This window comes from Sorangiineae bacterium MSr11954 (genome assembly GCA_037157815.1).
GTDB lineage: Bacteria > Myxococcota_A > Polyangia > Polyangiales > Polyangiaceae > Pendulispora > Pendulispora albinea.
On sequence record CP089984.1, the window covers coordinates 2,531,866 to 2,552,777 of the forward strand.

At 66.9% G+C, this 20,912-nt stretch carries 11 protein-coding genes and 1 pseudogene; 6 read left to right on the forward strand and 6 right to left on the reverse strand.

Features of this window, described 5'->3' with window-relative positions; translation table 11 throughout:
* Nucleotides 1-27: 27 nt before the first annotated feature.
* From LZC94_10215 to LZC94_10230, 4 genes are all read right to left on the reverse strand, one after another.
* Nucleotides 28-618, reverse strand: a complete 591-nt coding sequence (locus tag LZC94_10215; GenBank protein WXB17635.1) for a DUF1993 domain-containing protein — start codon at nt 616-618, stop codon at nt 28-30.
* 87 nt (nt 619-705) lie between these two features.
* The gene (locus tag LZC94_10220) at nt 706-1,848 is read right to left on the reverse strand and encodes a sterol desaturase family protein (GenBank protein WXB17636.1); all 1,143 of its coding nucleotides are present in this window, start codon (nt 1,846-1,848) and stop codon (nt 706-708) included.
* A gap of 723 nt (nt 1,849-2,571) precedes the next feature.
* Complete coding sequence (locus tag LZC94_10225; GenBank protein ID WXB17637.1) at nt 2,572-3,033, reverse strand: hypothetical protein; 462 nt, start codon at nt 3,031-3,033, stop codon at nt 2,572-2,574.
* A gap of 86 nt (nt 3,034-3,119) precedes the next feature.
* A complete protein-coding gene (locus tag LZC94_10230; GenBank protein WXB17638.1) occupies nt 3,120-4,118 on the reverse strand; it encodes an AraC family transcriptional regulator in 999 nt (332 codons plus the stop codon).
* 64 nt (nt 4,119-4,182) lie between these two features.
* Here LZC94_10230 and LZC94_10235 point away from each other — a divergent pair, with 64 nt between their 5' ends.
* The 4 genes from LZC94_10235 to LZC94_10250 all read left to right on the forward strand — a co-directional run bounded on the left by LZC94_10235 (nt 4,183) and on the right by LZC94_10250 (nt 9,302).
* Nucleotides 4,183-5,034, forward strand: coding sequence for a phytanoyl-CoA dioxygenase family protein (locus LZC94_10235; GenBank protein ID WXB17639.1), 852 nt, complete (start codon nt 4,183-4,185; stop codon nt 5,032-5,034).
* A 289-nt stretch (nt 5,035-5,323) separates the two neighbouring features.
* Nucleotides 5,324-6,559, forward strand: a complete 1,236-nt coding sequence (locus LZC94_10240; GenBank protein ID WXB17640.1) for a hypothetical protein — start codon at nt 5,324-5,326, stop codon at nt 6,557-6,559.
* Between the two features lie 30 nt (nt 6,560-6,589).
* Nucleotides 6,590-7,636 (forward strand): peptidoglycan DD-metalloendopeptidase family protein, encoded by a 1,047-nt coding sequence (locus LZC94_10245; GenBank protein WXB17641.1) that lies wholly within the window; start codon nt 6,590-6,592, stop codon nt 7,634-7,636.
* Between the two features lie 367 nt (nt 7,637-8,003).
* Nucleotides 8,004-9,302: an aminotransferase class V-fold PLP-dependent enzyme gene (locus LZC94_10250; protein ID WXB17642.1), complete on the forward strand. Its 1,299-nt coding sequence runs from the start codon at nt 8,004-8,006 to the stop codon at nt 9,300-9,302.
* Between the two features lie 36 nt (nt 9,303-9,338).
* Here the strand turns inward: LZC94_10250 and LZC94_10255 are convergent, their stop codons facing one another.
* Nucleotides 9,339-10,802 carry a Crp/Fnr family transcriptional regulator gene (locus tag LZC94_10255; protein WXB17643.1) on the reverse strand — a complete coding sequence of 488 codons (1,464 nt, stop codon included), beginning with the start codon at nt 10,800-10,802 and terminating at the stop codon, nt 9,339-9,341.
* A 102-nt stretch (nt 10,803-10,904) separates the two neighbouring features.
* Nucleotides 10,905-11,240, reverse strand: coding sequence for an MGMT family protein (locus LZC94_10260; protein WXB17644.1), 336 nt, complete (start codon nt 11,238-11,240; stop codon nt 10,905-10,907).
* A gap of 782 nt (nt 11,241-12,022) precedes the next feature.
* Between LZC94_10260 and LZC94_10265 the strand changes: the two genes are divergently transcribed.
* Nucleotides 12,023-12,391 (forward strand): hypothetical protein, encoded by a 369-nt coding sequence (locus LZC94_10265; protein WXB17645.1) that lies wholly within the window; start codon nt 12,023-12,025, stop codon nt 12,389-12,391.
* Nucleotides 12,388-20,753: pseudogene (locus LZC94_10270) on the forward strand (SDR family NAD(P)-dependent oxidoreductase). The gene LZC94_10265 and the pseudogene LZC94_10270 overlap by 4 nt, the downstream one beginning before the upstream one ends.
* Nucleotides 20,754-20,912: the final 159 nt, after the last annotated feature.

The following is a 20,912-nucleotide window of genomic DNA, read 5'->3' on the forward strand; positions in this document are numbered from 1 at the left end:
GCGCCAAGCCGGCCTGGCCGGCCCGGGTCAAACGGTTTCGACGCGGTAAGCGGGTGTACCCTCGAAATCACCCTTCCCCAGATCGACGCCCGCCGACCTCAGCAAAGCGTAGGCGATGCTGATATGGAAATAGAGGTTCGGGAGGACATAATCGAGCAGGAAGGCGCGGGCCTCGAAGACGCGCGCCTCCCCGGGTTTGGCGACGGTGATGGATTCGGGCCCCGCGTCCATCGCGTCACGGGAGAACGTCTTCAAATAAACGACGGCCTCCTCGATGAGGGTCTGGAGCTCTCCGAAGGAGGTCGGCCGGCGGCCAAAGGATGCCTCGTCTCCCCGGTTGAAGACTTGGAGCTCCGGAGATGTGTCCTTGGCGTCCAGGCGGCCGGCCAATCGCGCCGCGCTCCCCTTGGCGCCCGACACCACGATCACCACCTGGTGTGCCAGCGAAAACATGTCCGGCTGGAGACGTCGCTCGAGGAGGGACTCCGGGCGGATCCCTGTGCGGCGCGCAAACGCCTCACCCTTTCGAAGGATATGTCCCAAATTTTGCAACATGCGAATCAGCGCGGGCACGCTGGCGTCATAGATGGAGATGGAGCTGGAGATGGATGTGCTCATAGGGTTCCCTGTAACCCGGTGGGGCATGGGGCGCACCTGGTTTCGTTCGCGGTTTCGCTCTCGGAGAGCAATTGCAGTTCTGCCGGTTCAATACTTGCGGGTGGCCGGCACGGGGGGAACGTAGGAGGCATGGGCAAATAAGATGGATGGCCAATGCCGGATGGCGTTCTTGCGCAGCTCCTCGAGGATGCGCAGATAAGGCTGAAATAGAAAGCGCAGCGGGTTGCGGCAGTAGTCCGCGTCATCGCCGAATAGGCCCGCATCGGGAATGTACGAAGGAGGCTCGACATAGGTCCCAAACAACCGATCCCAGATGGTCAGCCTCGCTCCGAAGTTGCTCCCGTCGGAGACGTTGTGTTTTTGCTCCCGCGAGTGATGCGTAAAGTGCACCGCGGGGGTGACCAAAATGGCGCGGAAGAGCCTCAGCACCTTGTATTTGTTCTCCGCGTGATAGAGCGATACGGAGTGCGACGGGTTGGTCCATGCATCGAGGATCACCAAGACCACGAACATCCAACCGCTGCCGCGGAAGTCGAGCGAGAAGAGCTTGGTCAGCACGGGGAGGAGCAGCAGCACGAAGGCCCTGCCGCCGGCGACATCGAAGATGGATGCCTGAGGATCGACCGCTTGCGTGAGCTGCGAGAGGTTGCGCGAGCGGTGGTGGTTGATGTGCCCGAGATACCAGAAGAGCCGGATCTTGTGCGACCACCGGTGCGACCAGTAGTAGCAAAAGTCGGCGATGAAGCACGCGACCACGAGCGCGATGGCGCCGTGCAAGTTCACGATCGTCGGGATCCGTTCGAGCAAATGCACGTAGTGCACCAGCAGCCGCTGAACGGCCGGGTTCATGAAGGTGAACAGCGCCGTCGACAGAAACACGAAGTTGACGATGGATACGTTGATCATGGCCTCCCAGTCGAAGGGCCGCCCGGTGATCTTCTCGTAGAGCACCATGTCCGCGATGCCGACGAGAATTCCAAATACAATGCGAAAAATCGCCGCCGCGATGATCCAGGAAGCCAGCGATCGATCGACGTTGGATAGCAGCAGTGCGTCGACATTGTAGAAGATCACCACGCGCTCCGCGTGGGGGGTATCGAGCAGCGCCAGCCCGCCGTGATGGTACGATAACTCGGTGACGAGCGCGGCAGCCGATAAGAGGGCGAGGGCCAAGGCTTGAGCGCCGGAGCGTCCGATGGAGATGTCGCGGTCCCAAATCCTTCGTTTCATTCGCTCGAACCAACGAATGCCCTCGTCCGCTTCGTGGGTCCGTCGCAGTGTAGCCCTTATTTCCATACCGAATGCGTCATCCTTTGCGGGTGGAGGATCCTACCAATGCATGCTCACCGTGCGTGAATTTGGAAATCCTTCGCGCAGCGGACGGACGCAGGCCGTGGTCGATGAATGGATGTAAAACCGCGAGAGCGCGAACCGTGAAGCGTGGATTCCCTGCGTTCTCGAGCAGGCTCACGAAGCAGGGATTCGCGGCCTGCGACGCCATCGCGCCAGGAAGAGCCTGGGCGCACGGCGCCTGCTCCGTTTAGAGGCCTTTTCGCGCGCTAATCAAGTCGACGGCCTCGCGCGACGAGCTGGCAAATGCGATCGCGAGCACCTCGGTATTCGTAAACTGAAAGCCAAACGCGCTCGCGGCGGCGTTCGGATTACGAAAGAGCAGCTCTCGGAGACTCTCTTCGCCGGCTGCGGCCGTCGCGAGTTGAGCGATTTTCGAAGAGCGGACGGTCGCATATTCGCGACACGTGGTTCGATCCGGCGTACGCGTGGGGAGCCGCGCACTCGGCTCATCCGTCATTGTGTTCCAGAACAAAGCATCCGCGGCGGATATCCTAGTCTCGCCACACATTCATTGATTCCCTCGTAAGGAAACGTGCGAAGCAATGTTACTGCCCGCGTCGTCCAAGCGGACGAGGCGGTTCAGGATGTCTTTAATTCATGTTATAGGGTTGCTGTTTCGGCCGATTTTTGGCGATGAGCGTATGCCGCAGGCGGCCATTGTGCAAGTTGCCAAGGTGAATATTTTATTCGATTCGAGGTGGCGCGTTTGGCGCATCGAAACACGTGTCGGGCCGCAATCAGGCACACCTCTCGTTTCTCCATTAAGAAGGAAGAACGGTAGTTTGGATAGAGGATACCAAGGCGCGCGTCAACTGCTTGCATGATTGTGTCGGGGACGTTGCGGCGATGGTTGCTGGCGACCAGGACGCGCGCCGTAAAATTAAAGTTGCTGCTGCATCGATTGAGCGCGCCGGGCGCGCGGTCCACGAAATCGCCTGACATCGGCATACCGCTGCGTGCCTGCGCATGGAGTTGAACGGTTGATGTACCTAAGACGAAAAGTGCGCCATCGATTGACGGAGGATGCCGTTTGTTCCTGCGAAAGAGCAGGCCATTTGCCACTTGAGCTGCGCCGAAGCTCAGGCCGCGATGTGGGCTGCCGCGCCTTGTGCCGATTAGCGTGTGTGCGTTCGACGACGAGAGCGACGTTACCGTCGATAGCGCGCGGGGGTCGTACCCGTCCACTGTTTGAATGCGCGCTGGAACGCGCTCACCTCGGAAAACCCGATATCCTCCGCGATGGAACTCGTACTTCTCCCTGTGCGCAGGGCGGCGATGGCGGCGTCCCGGCGGAGCGCGTCTTTGACGCCTTGAAAGGTCGCTCCGCGCTCGCGAAGGCGGCGGGCGAGGGTCTGGGCGGACATGGCCAGTGAGCGCGCCACGTCCTCGAGGGATGCATCGCCAATGGGGCGCACCTCGGCGAGCGCGCCGCGCACCCGCGCCTCGAAGGAATCGGCGGGCGCCGGATCGAGCATGGTGCGCAGCGACCGATGTGTCCACTCGTCGACGTCGGCCGGCGCGCGAACGATGGGCGCACGGAGCGCGGCGGCCGGCAGATCCATGCGCGGCGGTCCTACATCGAACGACGGCTCGCGGCCGAAGAGAAATCGCGCTTCACTCGCGTACTCCGCAAAGGCGTGCGGCAGGATCAGCCGCGCCGGCCGAATGGGATGTCCACTCAGCCAATTCGCCGTGCGTAGCGGCGTCAGCAGCATGGCGTGCACGAAGAGCAAGGCACCCGATTGGATTGTCGTGTGCGGCTCGAGCGACAGCACCGCGGTACCCTCCGACATTTCGATTCGCCAGTGGACGTGGCCGTCGAAGAGCGCAAAGAAGTCGGCGGTCGCCTCCAGCGCGGCCGCCACGTCGCGCACGCGGGTGAGCATGCGCACCAAGGTCGCGTAGCTCCCGCGCGGCACCGGCCTTTGCATCATCGCGAATAGCTCGTCATCGGTCGCGCGCACGATGGTCTCGTAGACCGCCAGCACCTGCGCGCCGGTCACGCGGAACCCGCCGACGTGCCCCTTGCGCGCGGCGATGCCCGCGTTGCGGAGCGCGCGCGCCACGATGGCGGGCTCGATGCGCGAGCACATTTCGGTGACGTAGCGTATCGGCACGGTGGCAAGGAGCGGTTCGCCCTTTCGCATCGGTCAATCTCGTTGAGCGGATCGGTCATCGACCGGGACATGGCGGGGGGCACATACTCGCGACATGGCGAAGCATAACGTATTCGAGGACATGGCGGGCTACGGACGCGCGGATCTCGCCGGTACGTATTCATCGACCGCGCGGGCCCGAGCGGGGATGGATCCCGCGCAGGTGGATGCGCCGCTCGCGGAGCTCTTGGAGCGCGGATATGTCATCGTGCACGACGCGCTCGACCCCGAGACGCTCCGGCGCGTGCGCGACGCCGTGACCGCGCGGTTCGCCCACGCGGGGGGGCGGAACAACTTCGAAGGGTTTCGCACCCGCCGTCTCTACGGGCTCCTCGACAAGACGGACACGTGCGATCCGATCCTGATTCATCCGCTCGCCCTGGCGCTGCTCGACCGCGTCCTTCTCCCGAACTACCTGGTGTCGCAGGCGCAGGCGATCGAGATCCTCGCCGGGGAGGACGCGCAGCCGCTCCACTACGACGATGCGTTTTATCCGATTCCGCGCCCGCGCGCTCCGCTCGGCGCCGCGACCATCTTTGCGATCGACGCCTTCACGGAGGACAATGGATCGACCGTGCTGCTCCCGGAGAGCCACCGCTGGGGCGAGCGCGCGCCAGCGCCCGAGGACCCGCGCGTCGCCGCGGTGATGCCGCCCGGTTCGATGCTCTTCATGCTGGGCACGCTCTGGCACGGGGGCGGAGCGAACCGCACCCACGCGTCCCGGCTGGCGGTCACGGTGCAGTATTGTCAGCCGTACCTGCGCACCCAGGAGAATTATTTCCTGAGCATGTCGCGCGAGCGCGTGAAGCGCGCATCACCGGATATGCAGCGGCTCCTCGGGTACGACATTCATGGGCCCTTCATGGGATTCGTGAATGGAATGCATCCGCTTCGCGTGCTCGAGTGATTCCATCGCCGGAACGTATCGTTCCGTGAGAAGGAAGCGCCCGTTCCTCGGCTGCGTCCTTACCGTTCGTCAGAGGCATCGCGCCGCCACGTTTACCGCGGCACCGTCTTCGTCCACAAAGACGCGAGCTATGCCACCTTTGCCGACCTTAAAATAAGGTATTGCGCAGGAAAGGGTGCCAATCTACCGGGCATGGTATACGTTGTGTGTACCTCGCGCGGGGACCGGTTTTTCGCGCGATGGTTCGCTACGCGAAGAATGGCATATGGCAAGCATGTCGGAGGGCCTCATGCATATTCCGTTTACCGCGCGATCGCTGATCCCCCTCACCGTCGTATCGCTCGCCGCGGCGGCGGCGCCGGGGTGCAGCTCGTACGAAGATGCTTCGACCGCGCAGACCAGCACCGATGGGCTCTCGAGCGTGGATCGCCTTCCACGGTACGAGAAAATTCGCGATTCGGCGCGTGCGCGCGGGATTGGCAATGCGTATCTGCTGGCCGGAATCGCCATGCACGAGTCGGCCGGGCTCGCGATGTGTTGGTCCGAGCTGACGTGGGCGTGCCAGGGGCCGAGCTCTCCCGATTGCGGGGGAGGACCCATCATGGCCGGCGCCGGAGATGGAGCGTGCTCGGCGCAGCAGGGCGGTCTGGGCATGTTCCAATTCGACGCAGGGACGTATTGGGACACCATCCGCAAGTACGGACAGGACGTGCTCACCATCGACGGGCAGGTCGCGCACGCGATCGATTACGCCGTCAATATGGTCAAGGTGTCCATTTATACCACGGACGCCGAGACCGATGCCAAAGCGCGCGCGTGGATCAACCGCTTCGACATTCACAACGGCGCGCTCCGCGACCAGTGGATCAAGACCGTGTTGAGCGAGTACAACGGGTGCCGCAGCCCGGATTGGAGCTGCTGGGCACCCCGTTACCAGCAGTACAACGATGCGCTCTCTCAAGTGCTCAATGAGACGCCGGCCGGCTTCTGGGGAGAGACGGGGATCACGTGCGCCGGCGGCAGCGGGACGGTGGTGGGCTTGATCGCCGAGAAGTATCGCGCGCTCGGCGGGTGCGGCTCGGTCCTCGGCGTCCCGAAGAGCAACGAGCTCGGCACGCCCGACGGGGTCGGTCGCTACAGCGTCTTCGAGCGCGGGTCGATCTATTGGACCCCGGCGCTCGGCGCCCACGAAGTGCATGGCGCCATTCGAGACAAATGGAAGGACACCGGCTGGGAGGCGGGCGCGCTCGGATATCCGATCACCGACGAGACGATCCCGCCGGATGGGATCGGGCGCTACAATGTGTTCGAGCGCGGCTCCATCTACTGGACGGCGGCGACCGGCGCCCACGAAGTGCACGGCGCCATTCGAGACAAATGGAAAGAGCTCGGCTGGGAGGCTGGAGCGCTGGGCTACCCCACCTCCGACGAGTACGTGGTCACGGTGGGCCGCAAGAACGACTTCCAGCACGGCTCGATCACCTGGAACGAGCGGACCAACCAGACGACGGTCGAGATGAAATAACGCGCGAGCCGCGGAGCCCGGAGGTGTGGCATGACGTCATTCGCTTATTTGCGTTCGTTTGCAATCGCACTGCCGTTCAGCGTGTGGGCGTGCTCCTCGGCCACCAACGAGGAGCGCGCGCTCGAGGAGGAGAGCCCGCTGGCCGACACCGGGTTCTGCCCCGCGGAGGGCCCGATTACGCAGGGCTATCACAGCGCTCACGACGGGGTCGACATCGGCGGCCCCATGAGCGCGCCCATCTTCGCCACGGCGGCGGGATCGGTGACGGCGTCCGGCCCGGCGCAAGGGTACGGGCAATGGATCCGCATCCGCCACGACGATGGCAGCATGACCGAATATGGGCATATGCACACCCGCTTCGTCGGGGTGGGGGACCGCGTGAACGGCGGCGATCGCATCGCGCTCATCGGCGCGGAGGGCCAGGCCACCGGGCCGCATTTGCACCTCCGCACGTACAACCGTGCGGGCGACGGGCACGGGGTCGATCCCGTGGGCTACCTGGGCGCGCGCGGCGTCTCGCTGCCTTGTCGGGCAGGGCAGGGCGGCGGTGGCTCGACGACGTGCCCCGGGGGAAAGGGGGCGACCATCGGGGCCATCAATGTCAAATACCGCGAGCTGGGGGCTTGTGACTCCGTTCTTGGAGCGCCCATGACGAACGAGCTCACCACGCCCGACACCCGCGGGCGCTACAACGTCTTCGAGCGCGGATCCATCTACTGGACCGCGGCGACGGGCGCCCACGAAGTCCACGGCCTGATTCGGGACAAATGGCGAGATTTGAAGTGGGAGACGGGGCACCTGGGATACCCCATCACCGACGAGTTTACGCCGCCGGATGGCCAGGGGCGCTTCAACGTCTTCGAGGGAGGATCCATCTATTGGACCCCTTGGACGGGCGCCCACGAAGTGCGCGGGGCCATTCGCGATCGGTGGCGGGACGAGGGTTGGGAGGCGGGGCGATTGGGGTACCCCACCTCGGACGAGTACGATGTCGGGGGCGATCGGCAAAGTGACTTCGAGCATGGATCCATCCAGTGGATTCGCGCCACCAATCAAACCAAGGTGCAAATGAAGTGACCGGTCCCCGGAACGATAGGGGAATGAATGACGCCTTCCTCGGCGATCTTCGCCGCTCGGATCGCGGCCCTTATTGGACCGAGGGCTATCCGGCCGTCACGGTCACCGACACCGCCAACCTCCGCAACCCGCCTATCACCGCCTGAACGGCGAGGTGGACGATTTGAGCCAGCTCGACTCGAGCTCGCGACCCGAGTCGTCCAAAACGCCGTGGACGCGCGCGCGGAGATGCCGGGGTTGCCCCGCGACATGGGGGTCATCGCAGCCCTTGCGTCACGCGCGCTGCAATACGTGACGAAGGAATTGGCGCCGGGGGCAGCTCGTCTACCCCCCACGCCGGTCTCTTGGTTTGTTACGCTGGCCGATCATGCTCAGCCGACGCGAACTCCTTGCGACCACGGGATCCACGCTTGCCGCAGCTGCTTGCAGCGTACCACCGCGAAGCACGACCTCGGTCACCGCGGCCGCGCTGAGCACGTGGCCCAAGGTGCGCGAGCAGTTCCTCTTGTCGCGGGAGTATCTGCACTTTTCGCAGTTCTTCCTCGTGTCGCACCCCAAGACCGTGCGCGACGCCATCGAGCGCTATCGCCGCATGCTCGACGACAATCCCTTTCTGACCATGGAGCGCACCCCCGAGATGAAGCTCCGCGTGCGCGGGGCGGCGGCGGAGTACCTCGGGGGCAAGCCGGAGGAGGTCGTTCTGGTCGACAGCACCACGCAAGGCCTCGCGTTGATCTATCAAGGCCTGCGGCTCCGGCCCGATCACGAGATCCTGACGACCATCCACGATCATTACGTGACCCATGAAGCCATCCGCCTCACCACGGAGCGCTCCGGCGCGAGCTCCCGTCGCATTGCGCTCTACGATGCGCCCCACACGGCCACGCGCGATGAAATGGTGGACCGGCTGCGGCGCGCCATCAAGCCCGCGACCCGGATCGTCGGCGTCACCTGGGTGCACTCGAGCACGGGGGTGAAGGTGCCGATTCGGGAGCTGGCGAATGTCGTGGCGGACGCGAACCGAGGACGCGCCGACGCGGACCGCGTGTTGCTGGTGGTCGACGGCGTGCATGGTTTTGGCAATCAGGAGCCAACGGTGGCCGAATTGGGCTGTGATTTCTTTGCGGCCGGCTGTCATAAGTGGATCTTCGCGCCCCGAGGCACGGGCATCGCGTGGGCGCGGCCGAGCAACTGGGCCCTCTTGCGGCCGACGATTCCATCCTGGTCATCGAGTGAGCTCCATCACGCGTGGGAAGATGGACGGAGCCCGTCCGGGCCGGCCGATGCGACGTGGATCCAGCCGGCGGGCTTCAAGGCTTACGAGCACCAATGGGCCATGCCGGAGGCGTTTGCCTTTCATCGCGAGCTCGGTCGCGGCCGGGTCGAAGCGCGGATTCGCGATCTCAATAGCCAATGCAAAGAGGGTTTGGCGAAAATCCCCGGTGTGACCGTGCACACCCCGCGCGATCCGAGCTTATCGGCGGGCATCGTATGCTTCGATGTCGCGGGCCTTTTGCCGAAAGACGTCGTCAAAAAGCTGCTCGAGAAGAAGGTGGTCGCGTCCGAGTCGCCGTACAAATTGTCGCACGTGCGCTTGGCCCCGAGCCTCGTCAACGACGAGGCGGAGGTCGACATGGCGCTGCGCGCCGTGCGCGCGATCGCCTAGACGCGAGGACGCATCGAAGAGGCGAAACCCCGCCCGTCAGCCGAGGCGCTCCAGGACGGCGACGACGTGCTCGGGGCTGCGTTCGCAGAGCTTTTGAAGGAGCTTGGCGTCGAAGAAGGCCACCGTGGTTCCGGCGCGCGCGATGGCCGCGACATGGGGCGCGATTTGGTGAACGGCGTCGCGCACACCGTAGAAGGAGTCGGCCTCGATGGTGGCGAGCGGGGTATCCGGCTTGCCGTCTTCGAAGAGCCCAATCGAGCCGCGCGCCACCAGGCAAGCCACATTGGGGATCTCATTGGCGCGCAGCAGGAGGGTGTCTCGGTGGAAGGTCTCGAGGCGCTGAATGCACTGGAGCATCTCGTCTCGGACTTGGACGTCGAGCTGGCCCATCGTCTCGTGCATCGAAAAGAACGAGTCGATGCGGTGGAGCTGTTTGGTCTCCGCGATCCGAAGGGCGAACGCGCGATCGTCGGCCATCAAGGTGCGGATGATGGACGCCGGGCAAATCCAGACTTCGCTGATTCGTTCGGCGCGCAAGGTGGCGGTGCAGCGCGCGTCGGCGGCGCCGAGGACGCTCGACTCGCCGAGGAGCCAGCCCGGAAAGCAGCAGCGCACGAGCCAGGAGCCGCCCTCGGGGCGTTCGAGCCAGACGCCGAGCAGGCCGCTCTTGACGACGAACACATTTTGCGAAGGTTCGCCTTCGTTCACCAGGGCCTCGCCGGCGGCGAGGGTGCGGAGCCGCGCATGGGGGAGGAGCTTGGCGCGGAGATCGCCCGGCAAATGGGCGAAGCTCCTCGCCTCGAAGAGGCTGCTCAGCGGGGTGAGGCGCGCGCGACTTTGCTCGAGCAGCGCATGGACCGGCGAGCCCACGAACGCGTCGGGCCCGCCGAGCTCGAGGTCGAGGGCGGCGGCATCTTCCAGTGACCCGAGATCGTACCGATCGGCGAACTCGCGCGCGGCCGCCTCCAGGTAGCCCCGGGCGAGCTCGGTTTGACCGAGCTTCACCTCGACGCGCGCCATCGTGAGCAAGGTCGCACCCCTGCGCTCGTGATCGGCGAGGAGGTGCGGGAGGAGCTCGCGCGCTTCGCGGAGCGAGGCGGTATCGCCGCGCGCGATGGCGGCGCGGGCGCGCGCGTCGAGGGGGGCCTCGGTGGTGGTGGCGAGCAGCTCGAGGGCGGGCTCATCGTCGAGCTCGGAGGCCAGCTCTTCCCCGAAATCCGTGAGCGTGTCGGGCGCCGTCGGCTGCACGGAGGCACGCGCATCGCGTCGCACGGCCTCGATGACATGGTCGGCGTTGAGGACCGGCGTGATCGCACCGGTGTCGTCGACGTTCACATCGGCGACATGGAGATCCCCGGAAGGCGCCGAGAGGACGACGGTGACGATCCACGCGTCGTGGGTCACACGGCGGACGCGGCGCACGCCTCGAACATCGAGGAGGCGGCCGAAATCCTTCCGCAGGGTGGCGGTCATCGTCTTCCAAACTTGTTCGCGGGTCACGCGGCCAAGTGTAGTTCGCAGGGCCGCCCCTGACGATCGGGATCCACGGCCGCCCGAACTTCGCGCGCCGGCCGCCGCCCGCGGTGCGGGGTCAGGCGCCGATCATCGAAAAAGTGACAGCTGATCTTTCTCCCGGGGAGGCGGAGCCCCCTCCGTCCATCGAGCGCGATCCATGTCGACGGCCGTACCCGAAGGTGCGAACGGCGTGCCCTCCTTGCGCAGCAGGTCGAGCTGGCGCGATTGCAAGTGCGGTGCACAACTGCCGTCGATGCGAACGACCCGCCACCACGGAACGTCATCGCCATGGTGCTGGAGGACGTCGCCCACGTCGCGCGGCGTCGTTGCGCCGGTTTGGGCTGCGATATCGCCGTAGGAAAGAACGCGCCCCGCGGGGATGGCCTTGACGAGTGCGAGCGTACGTGCGGTGAAGGCGTCCATCGCCGGTAGACAAGCACCGGCGGCCCGGCCGGTCAATCCCAGCCGGCACCGCGGTGCTCGCGCACATCCTGGCCGCCGCACGGGGCCGCGGGGTCGCCCTTCGCTACTCTTCAATCGTGTTGCCGCCTGCTTCGAATCGGATTCACGAAGGTGACGTGGCTCGCGTGTGCTCCGATTGTTGCCCGGGTCACGTTGCCTGCCCGACATCTGGTTGCCTGCGCAGCGTCACGTTGCCTGCGCAGCGTCACGTTGCCTGCGCAGCGTCACGTTGCCTGCGTAGCGTCACGTTGCCTGCGCAGCGTCACGTTGCCTGCGCAGCGTCACGTTGCCTGCGCAGCATCTCGTTGCTGGCGTAACTTCTTGCTGCCGGCATAACGTCCTGAATGGCACGTGCGCCTCGTCGCGATCGATATGAGCACGGCGATGGATCGATCCTGCCTGGAGCGCCTCCCGCGTGGCGCAGTATGACGTGTCTTATTGCGCCTTCGGCGTGTCGCGATTGGTCGTGCCTCGAAGCCCTGCATCGCGAGGTGCTCAAATTGCCCGCAATGGCGGAGTGGCGCGCGGTTCAATCCGCTTTCGTCGCGAATAAGCACGATGGCGTGCAAAGAAAATATTTCATCCGACGTCCATGAGACGCCAGGGCGAGGCGCGAAAGGTGGATGACAAACGTAGAGGTGTGACCTAGAAAGATAATGGCAAATTTGTCTGTCTCATTCGAGACGGGGACATCGAAAACGTGAACATGCAGTGGACGAGTGTCTCCGCTGTGGATCGCGCAAATGCCGCCGGCGGAGACCGGTCCGCATCGGTCAGCATCGGTGCGCGCCGGGCTTCGACGAGCTTCCTCCTCCCCTATTATCCGCAAATCGGTTGAAAACAAAAAGTCGGATTCCATTCGAATGATCGTCGAATCGTTGAACATCGCCCTGGACACCCCTGCGTTCGTGGAGAATCGGCCGTTCGAGCGCGACCAAGTCCAGGCTGCGTCCTCCCGAGATCTGCCGTTTTTCGCCGAGTTCGCTGTCCATCGCCATCGCGCAACGCCTTGGACGCGCGCGACTCGCGAGTTTGCAAACGTTCGCCAAATCGACCAAGACGCCAATCACTCCTCCTCGGAAAACGATTTCTCGCGAACGGTCCAATCATGACCCACGCGCCCGCGATCGCGGCCAACCTGGAGGAGCTTCGCACCTGGATCGTGACCTACGTGGCCGAGCGTCTCGGCGTGGATCGGGCGGCGGTCGATCCGCGCGCGCCATTCCGGCGTCTCGGTCTCGATTCGCAGCAATCGACCGAGCTCGTCTCTTGGTTGGGTAAACGATTGGGGCGCGCCCTATCGCCCGTGCTCGCCTGGAGGTGCCCGACGCCCGAGAGCCTGGCGCAGCACCTCCTGGATCCAACGGCGTCCGATTGGCGCGATGGATCCATGCGCGACGAAGATGGGCGAGGTGGAGAGGATGGGCCCATCGCCATCGTGGGCATGTCCTGTCGCGTCCCCGGCGGGCCCGATGTGGAGGTGTTTTGGCGGCTGCTCCGAGGCGGCGTCGATGCCATTACCGAGGTACCCGCGGGGCGATGGGACGCTGGAGCGTGGTTCGACCCCGATCCGCGGGCGCCCGGAAAAGCCAACAGCCGCTGGGGGGGCTTCCTCGATCGCATCGATGCCTTCGATGCGGCCTTCTTCGGTATCTCACCGCGCGAAGCGGCATCGATGGACCCCCAGCAGCGACTCTTGCTCGAGCTGAGTTGGGAGGCGCTGGAGGACGCGGGGGTCGTCCCCGGGAGCTTGAAGGGGAGCCCGACCGGCGTCTTTTTCGGATCGATGTGGGACGATTATGCGACCTTGGTGCATCGCGCCGCGGCCGAGGCCATCACCTCGCACACCTCCACCGGGCACCACCGCAGCATCCTTGCCAATCGCGTCTCCTACGCGCTGGGGCTGCACGGGCCGAGCATGAGCATCGATTCGGCGTGCTCGTCGTCGTTGGTCGCGGTGCATCTGGCGTGCGAGAGCTTGCGGCGCGGCGAGAGCTCCCTCGCGCTGGCGGGCGGGGTGAATCTCGATATCGTCCCCGAGAGCGCGCTCGGCATGAGCCAGCTGGGCGGCCTGTCCCCCGACGGGCGCTGTTTCACCTTCGATGCGCGCGCGAACGGGTATGTGCGAGGGGAGGGCGGCGGCGTCGTTCTGCTCAAGACGCTGGCCCGCGCGCGCGCCGATGGCGATCGCGTTCTCGCGGTGATTCGCGGGTCGGCTGTCAACAACGACGGGGCCACCAACGGCCTCACCGCCCCCAATCCGGCGGCCCAAGAGGCGGTGCTGCGCAGCGCCTATGCGCGCGCGGGCGTCTCGTCCGAAGCGGTGCAGTACGTGGAGGCGCACGGCACGGGCACCGCGCTCGGCGATCCGATCGAGGCGGGGGCGCTCGGGGCCGTGCTCGGTCGGGGCCGCTCGCGCGAGCACCCGCTCCTCATCGGATCGGTGAAGACGAACATCGGGCACTTGGAGGGAGCGGCCGGTATCGTCGGGCTCATCAAGGTCGTTCTGTGCATTCTGCATCGAAAGATCCCCGCGAGTCTCAACTTCGAAGTTCCCAATCCGCATATTCCATTTTCCGATTGGAACCTGCGCGTGCAGCGCGCGCTGGGGCCGTGGCCCAGGGAGGATCGGCCTCTGGTCGCGGGCGTCAGCTCCTTCGGAATGGGTGGAACGAATGCCCATGTCGTTCTGGCGGAGCCCGACCGAGAGCGCGGCGTGGTCTTCGTGTTCGGAGGCCAAGGTGCGCAGTGGGCCGGGATGGGCCTGGGCCTGCTCGAGCGCGAGCCGGTGTTTCGCGAGACGCTCGTCCGGTGCGATGCCGCGATCCGCCGCCACCTTGGCTGGTCGCTGCTCGACGCGTTGCGCGCGGAGGACGCGCGCCTCGACGGGGTGGCGGTCGGCTTTCCCGCCATCGTGGCGGTGGAGATCGCGCTGGCCGACCTGTGGCGCGCGCGCGGCGTGGAGCCGGCGGCGGTGGTGGGGCATAGCATCGGTGAGATCGCGGCGGCCCATGTGGCAGGCGCGCTCGACTTCGACGATGCCATGCGCATCGTGTGCGCGTATGCGCGCGTGCTCGGAGACCGGGTGGCCTCCGGCGGTGCCGGCGCCATGGGCGTGGTCGGCCTCTCGTGGCAAGCGGCCTGCGAGGCCGTATCCGATGAACCGGGCCGGCTCTTTCCAGCCATCGAGCACGGCGCCGATCTGACGGTGCTCGCAGGCGACACCGGCGCGCTGGACCGCGTGCTGGAGCGCCTCGAGGGCGAGGGGGTGTTCTGCCGGCGCGTCGCCACGGATGCGGCCGCCCATTGTCCGTGGTTGAATGGACTTCGCGCCGATCTGCGGGCCGCGCTCCTCGACGTACGCGCGCACGCGGCGGCGATTCCCATCTTCTCCGAGGTCACCGGCGGAGCCCTCGATGGCGCTTCCTTCGATGGGGACCATTGGGTGCGCAACCTGTGCGATCGCGCGCTCTTTTCGACGGCCATCGACGGCGCGCTGGAGGGCGGGTTCGAGCTGTTCCTGGAGCTCAGTCCGCACCCCGTCGCGCTCGGGGCCATCGAATCGAACCTCCGCCGCCGCGGGGGGCGCGGCATGGTCGTGCATGCGCTCCGGCGCGGGGCAAGCGAGGTCGAGACCATGCAGGCCGCAGACGAGCATCTTCGCGCTCGGTACGCGCATCGCGTTCATGGCGACCGTCCCGGCCGTCGCGACCGTCGGGTTTTGCGCGCACGCGATGTGCGGGCCGTGCTGCCATTTCCCCTGTCGGGCAAGACCGAAGCGGCGCTGTTTGCGCAGGCGGGGCGCTTGCGCGCGCACCTCGAGGAGCACCCCGACGCGAGCCTCGCCGACGTCGCCCATTCGCTGGGGACGGCGCGCACGCACTTCGAGCGCCGCGCCGTGATCGTGGCCCGTGAGCGCGCGGAGCTGCTCGACGCGCTGGGGGCGCTCGAAGCGGGCGAGCTCGGGCCGGGGGTCACCGCGGGCGAGGTCTCGGTCGAGGGCAAGGTGGTGTTCGTCTTTCCGGGCCAGGGGACGCAATGGCCGGGGATGGCCCGCGGGCTGCTCGGCGCATCGCCCGTGTTCCGCGAGCAGATCGAGGCGTGCGAGCGCGCCCTCGCCCCGCACGTGGGCTGGTCGCTTCGCGCGGTGCTCGAAGAGGCCGAGGGCGCACCGTCGCTCGCGCACACGCACGTCGTGCAGCCGGTCCTCTTCGCCATGATGGTCGCGCTGGCGGCGGTCTGGCGATCGCTGGGGGTCGAGCCCGATGCCGTGGTCGGCCACAGTCAGGGCGAGATCGCCGCCGCCTGCGTGGCGGGCGTGCTGTCGCTCGAAGATGCGGCCCGCATCGTGGCGCTGCGCAGCCGTGCCCTCGCGGAGCTCGCCGGGCGCGGTGCCATGATGGCCGTCGAGCTGCCCGCGCACGAGCTGTCCGCGTACGTGGGGCGCTTTGGTGGCGCGCTCGCGGTCGCCGCGATCAACAGCCCGCGATCGGCGACCGTGTCGGGCGACGCGCGCGCGCTCGACGCGCTCCTCGGAGACCTCGCGCGCGATGGCGTCTTTGCGCTCAAGCTGCCCGGCGACCTGGCGTCGCACGGCGATCAGGTGGAGGTGCTCCGTAGCCCGCTGCTCGAGGCGTTCTCCGGCATCGTACCGCGCGAAGGGACCGTTCCATTTTACTCCACGGTGACCGGGCAAAGGACGCCCGGGGCCGCGCTCGATGCCGCCTATTGGTACGAGAACCTCCGGCGCACGGTTCGTTTTGGCGACGCCGCGCGCGCCGCCATGGAGGACGGCCACCGCTTCTTCATCGAGATCAGCCCGCACCCCGTGCTCATGCTGCCGCTGCAGGAGACGATCGAGGCGACCGAGGTCCCCGCGGTCGCCGTGGGATCGCTCTGGCACGACGAGGGCGATATGGCGCGCATGCTCGCGTCGCTGGCCGAGCTTCACGTTCATGGTCGCGAGCTCGATTGGAAGACCGTCGTGCCCGAGGGTCGCCGCGCTCCGCTGCCGAGCTACGCCTTTCGACGCGAGCGGCACTGGCTCGACGCGTTCGCCGCTCCGGCGCCGGGGTCTCGGTCGCGGCAGGGCGACGAGGCGACCATCGATGCTTGCCGCTATCGGATCGTCTGGAGACCGCTCGAGCGCGATCCGCGCCCGCGCCCGCGCCCCGGAGGAGCGTGGTGGTTGGTGCTGCCGGACGCGTGCTCGGACGAGGAGGCGCGCGCGCTCGCGCTCCATCTCGGCCACGCCGGCGCCCGCATCACGACGATCCGCGTGCCCGACGAGGACCCCGGCGACGGCGCCGAACGCGCGCTCCTGGTGGCGCATCTGCGCGAGGCGCGCGCGCGGTGCGGCAGCGCGCCGGATGGCGTGCTGTCGCTCCTCGGCTTCGACGAGCGGCCCATGCCGGCCTACCCCGCCGTGCCACGAGGGCTCGCGCGAACGCTGGCCTTGGTGCAGGCGCTCGGAGACGAATCCCTCGAGGCGCCGCTTTGGGTTTTGACGCGCGGTGGCGTATCTGTCGGACCGCACGATGCGCTCACGAGCCCCGTGCAGGCGATGCTCTGGGGGCTCGGCCGGACGGCGGCGCTCGAGCACCCCGAGCGCTGGGGAGGCCTGATCGACGTCTCGGATCTCGAGGAGGCGTCGGTCTCGCGCCTGCCCGCCGCGCTCGGCGCGCATTCGCGCGAAGATCAGATCGCGTTGCGCCATGGCGGCGGGTTCGTACGGCGCTTGGTCCGCGCGCCGCTCGGCCCGAGCGCGGGTGCGCGCGCCTTCGAGGCGCGCGGAACGGTCTTGATCACCGGGGGCGCGGGCGCGTTGGGTGGCCATGTCGCGCGATGGCTGGCGCGGCGCGGCGCCGCGCATGTGGTGTTCGCCTCGCGCCGCGGCGCCGCGCTCCCGGGGGCGGCCGAATTCCAGACGGAGCTCGGCGCGCTCGGGGTTCGCGCCACCTTCGCCGACTGCGATGTCGCCGACCGGGCCGCCGTAGCGACCTTGCTCGCGCGCCTTCGGGGCGATGGCGAGGAGCTCCGCGCGGTGTTTCACCTCGCGGGCATCGGGCAGCAGCGGCCCCTCGATCGAACGACGCCGTCGGATCTTTCGCAGGTGCTCGCGGCCAAGGTCCTGGGCGCGCGGCACCTCGACGAGCTGCTCCTCGATCACGAGCTCGATGCGTTCGTGCTCTTCTCGTCCACCGGCGCGATCTGGGGCAGCGGCCATCAAGGTGCCTATGCGGCGGCCAACGCGTTCCTCGATGCGCTGGCCGAGCAGCGCCATGCATCGGGGCGCTCGGCGCTGTCGATCGCGTGGGGGAGCTGGGCCGGGCCGGGGATGGCCGACGATGGCTCGCGCGAGCACCTTTTGCGCCGCGGGCTGCTCCAGATGGAGCCTCCACGGGCCATGCAAGGGCTGGCGACGGCGCTCGGCTCCGATGCCCCATCCATCGTGGTGACCGACGTCGATTGGCGGCGGTTCGCCCCTTATTTTGCGTCCGCGCGACCGCGACCGCTGCTCGAGGATCTGCCGGAGGCGCGCGAAGCGCTGGGGCCGATCGAGGGCGCGAACGCGCGCGCGGCGGACCTCCTAGCCCGTCTGGAGCGCCTCTCGGACAAGGAGCGCCTGCGCGAGCTGGTCGCCCTCGTGGTCGCGGAGACGGCCGCGATCCTGGGCCACCGCGATGCTTCGCGCCTCGATCCGAAGAAGGGTTTCGTCGATCAGGGCCTGGACTCGCTCATGGCCATCGGTCTGCGCGAGCGGCTGCATCGTGCGACCGGCATACGCCTGCCGGCGACCTTGGCCTTCGATCATCCTTCCCCCCAGCACGCGGCGGCCCGTCTCCTCGACGGCATGGCCGCGAAGCTCCGACCCTCCGTTCGCGCTGCTCGGGCGGAGGCGCACGAGCGGCACGTGCGCACCGAGGGCGAACGGATCGCCATCGTGGGCATTGGATTGCGTCTCCCTGGCGGTGTGGTCGACTTGAATGGCTTTTGGGCGTTGCTGGAGGGCGAGATCGACGCCGTCTCCGAGATCCCGAGCGACCGCTGGGACGTCGATGCCTTCTACGATCCCGATCCGGAGGCCCAGGATAAGAGCTACGTTCGCGGCGGGGCGTTTCTCGACCGCATCGATCTTTTCGATGCCGATTTTTTTGGCATCAGCCCGCGCGAGGCAAAGGATCTCGATCCGCAGCATCGCATCTTGCTGGAGACCGCCTGGCAAGCGCTCGAGCACGCGGCCATCGTCCCCGGATCGCTGGAGGACTCCCGAACCGGCGTCTTCGTCGGCATCGGGCCGAGCGACTACGAGCGGCTGCGCACGTCGGCGCAACCCGGGACGATGCACGCCCTCACGGGCACGCACGCATCGTTTGCCGCGGGCCGGCTGGCGTTCACCTTGGGCCTGCAGGGACCTGCTCTTTCGGTGGACACCGCCTGTTCGTCCTCGTTGGTGGCGCTCCACCTGGCGTGCCAATCGCTGCGCCATGGCGAGTGCGAGCTCGCGCTGGCCGCCGGCGTGCAAGTGATGGCCTCTCCCGAGATGTTCGTGTTGCTGTCGCGGACGCGGGCGCTCTCTCCCGATGGTCGCTCGAAGACCTTCTCGGATCGCGCCGATGGGATGGGCCGCGGCGAGGGTGCGGTGGTTCTGGTGTTGGAGCGGGAGAGCGCGGCGCGTGCGGCGGGGAGGCGGATTTTGGGCGTGGTTCGGGGGAGCGCGGTGAATCACGACGGGGCGAGCAGCGGGATTACGGCGCCGAATGGGACGTCGCAGCAGAAGGTTCTGAGGGCGGCGCTGCGGGATGCGGGTCTGGAGGGCCACGAGGTGGATGGCGTGGAGTGCCACGGGACGGGGACGACGCTGGGGGATCCGATCGAGGTGCAGGCGTTGGGAGGGGTGTACGGGGAAGGTCGAGGGGAGTCGGGCCGGCTGTGGTTGGGTGCGGTGAAGACGAATATCGGTCATCTGGAGTCGGCGGCGGGGCTGGCGGGTGTGGTGAAGGTGGTGGCGTCGATGCGAGCTGGGATGCTGCCAGCGACGTTGCACACGAGGCCGAGGAATCGGCACGTGGAGTGGGAGAAGCTTGGGGTGGAGGTGGTGGAGTCGCGGAGGCCGTGGCCGCGGCGGGGTGAGGGCGTGGCGAGGCGAGCGGGGGTGTCGGCGTTCGGGCTGTCGGGCACGAATGCGCATGTGATTTTGGAAGAGGCGGGCGCGGGGTTGGATGTGGCGGCGAGGGCGCACGCGCAAGGAGGCGAGAGGGCGGCGGGGTGGGGGAGGGTTCCGCTGGTGCTGTCGGCGAAGAGCGAGGAGGCGCTGAGGGGACAGGCGGAGCGGTTGCGGGCGTATTTGGAAAAGGACGAAACGATATCGCTGTTGGATGTGGGGTATTCGCTGGCGACGACGCGGACGAGGTTCGAATACCGTGCGGCGGTGGTGGCGGGGGATCGTGCGGAGGCGCTTTTGGGGTTGGCGGCGCTGGCCGGCGAGGAGCTGGAGCCTGGGGGGCGGTGGGGAACGGGAGAAAACCGCAAGGGCGCAAGGGTCGCCAAAGGGCGCGCGAGGGGGGATGGGAAGTTGGCATTTCTGTTTACCGGGCAGGGGAGTGCGTATTCGGGAATGGGGCGGGAGTTGTATGCGGCGTTTCCGGTGTATCGGGGGTCGTTGGATCGGATTTGTGCGTGCTTTGAAGATGCGTTAGGCGTGTCGCTGCGGGAGGTGATCTTGGAGGCGGGGAATGCGACGCAATTGGAGCAAACGCAGTATGGGCAGGCGGCGCTGTTTGCGGTGGAAGTGTCGGTGGTGCGGTTGCTGGAGTCGTGGGGGATACGAGCGGATGTCGTGATGGGGCACTCGGTGGGGGAGCTTGGTGCGGCGCACGTGGCGGGTGTGCTGAGCTTGGAGGATGCGTGCCGGTTGGTGGCGGCGCGTGGGCGCTTGATGCAGGGGGTGAGCGCGAAGGGGGCGATGGCGTCGCTGCAGGCGACGGAGGCGGAGGTGGTGGAGCGGCTGGGGGCCGTGCGGGGGTGTCGATTGCGGCGGTGAATGGGCCGCGTACGACGGTGATCTCGGGGGACGAGGCGGCGGTGCAGGAGGTGGTGGAGGCGTTCGAGAAAGCGGGACGCAAGACGAAGCGGCTGGAGGTGAGCCACGCCTTTCACTCGGCGCATATGGATGAAGTTTTGGAGGCGTTTGGGCGCGAGGCTGCGAAAGTCGCATATGCGCCGCCGCAAACGGCGGTGATCGCGAATGTGACCGGGAAGCGAGCGCGCGACGAGGAGCTGCGCAGCGCGGGCTATTGGGTTCGCCACCTGCGGGAACCGGTTCGATTCGGCGAGGGCGTGCAAGCGCTGGAGGCGGAAGGCGTTACGCGTTACGTGGAGGTGGGCCCGCGGGGCGTGCTCTCGGCGATGGCGGCGGAGAACCTAACGGAACGTGGCGCGGAAGAGAGCGTGCTTTTGGCGGCCATTCGCCCGGAGCGCTCGGAGGTGGAGACGCTCCTGGAAGCTCTATGCAATCTGCACATAAATGGTCAATCGGTGGATTGGGCCGCCTTCTACGAACCGCTGGGCGCGCGCCACGTGGAGCTGCCGACCTACGCCTTTCAGCGCCAGCGCCATTGGCTCGACCTTCAC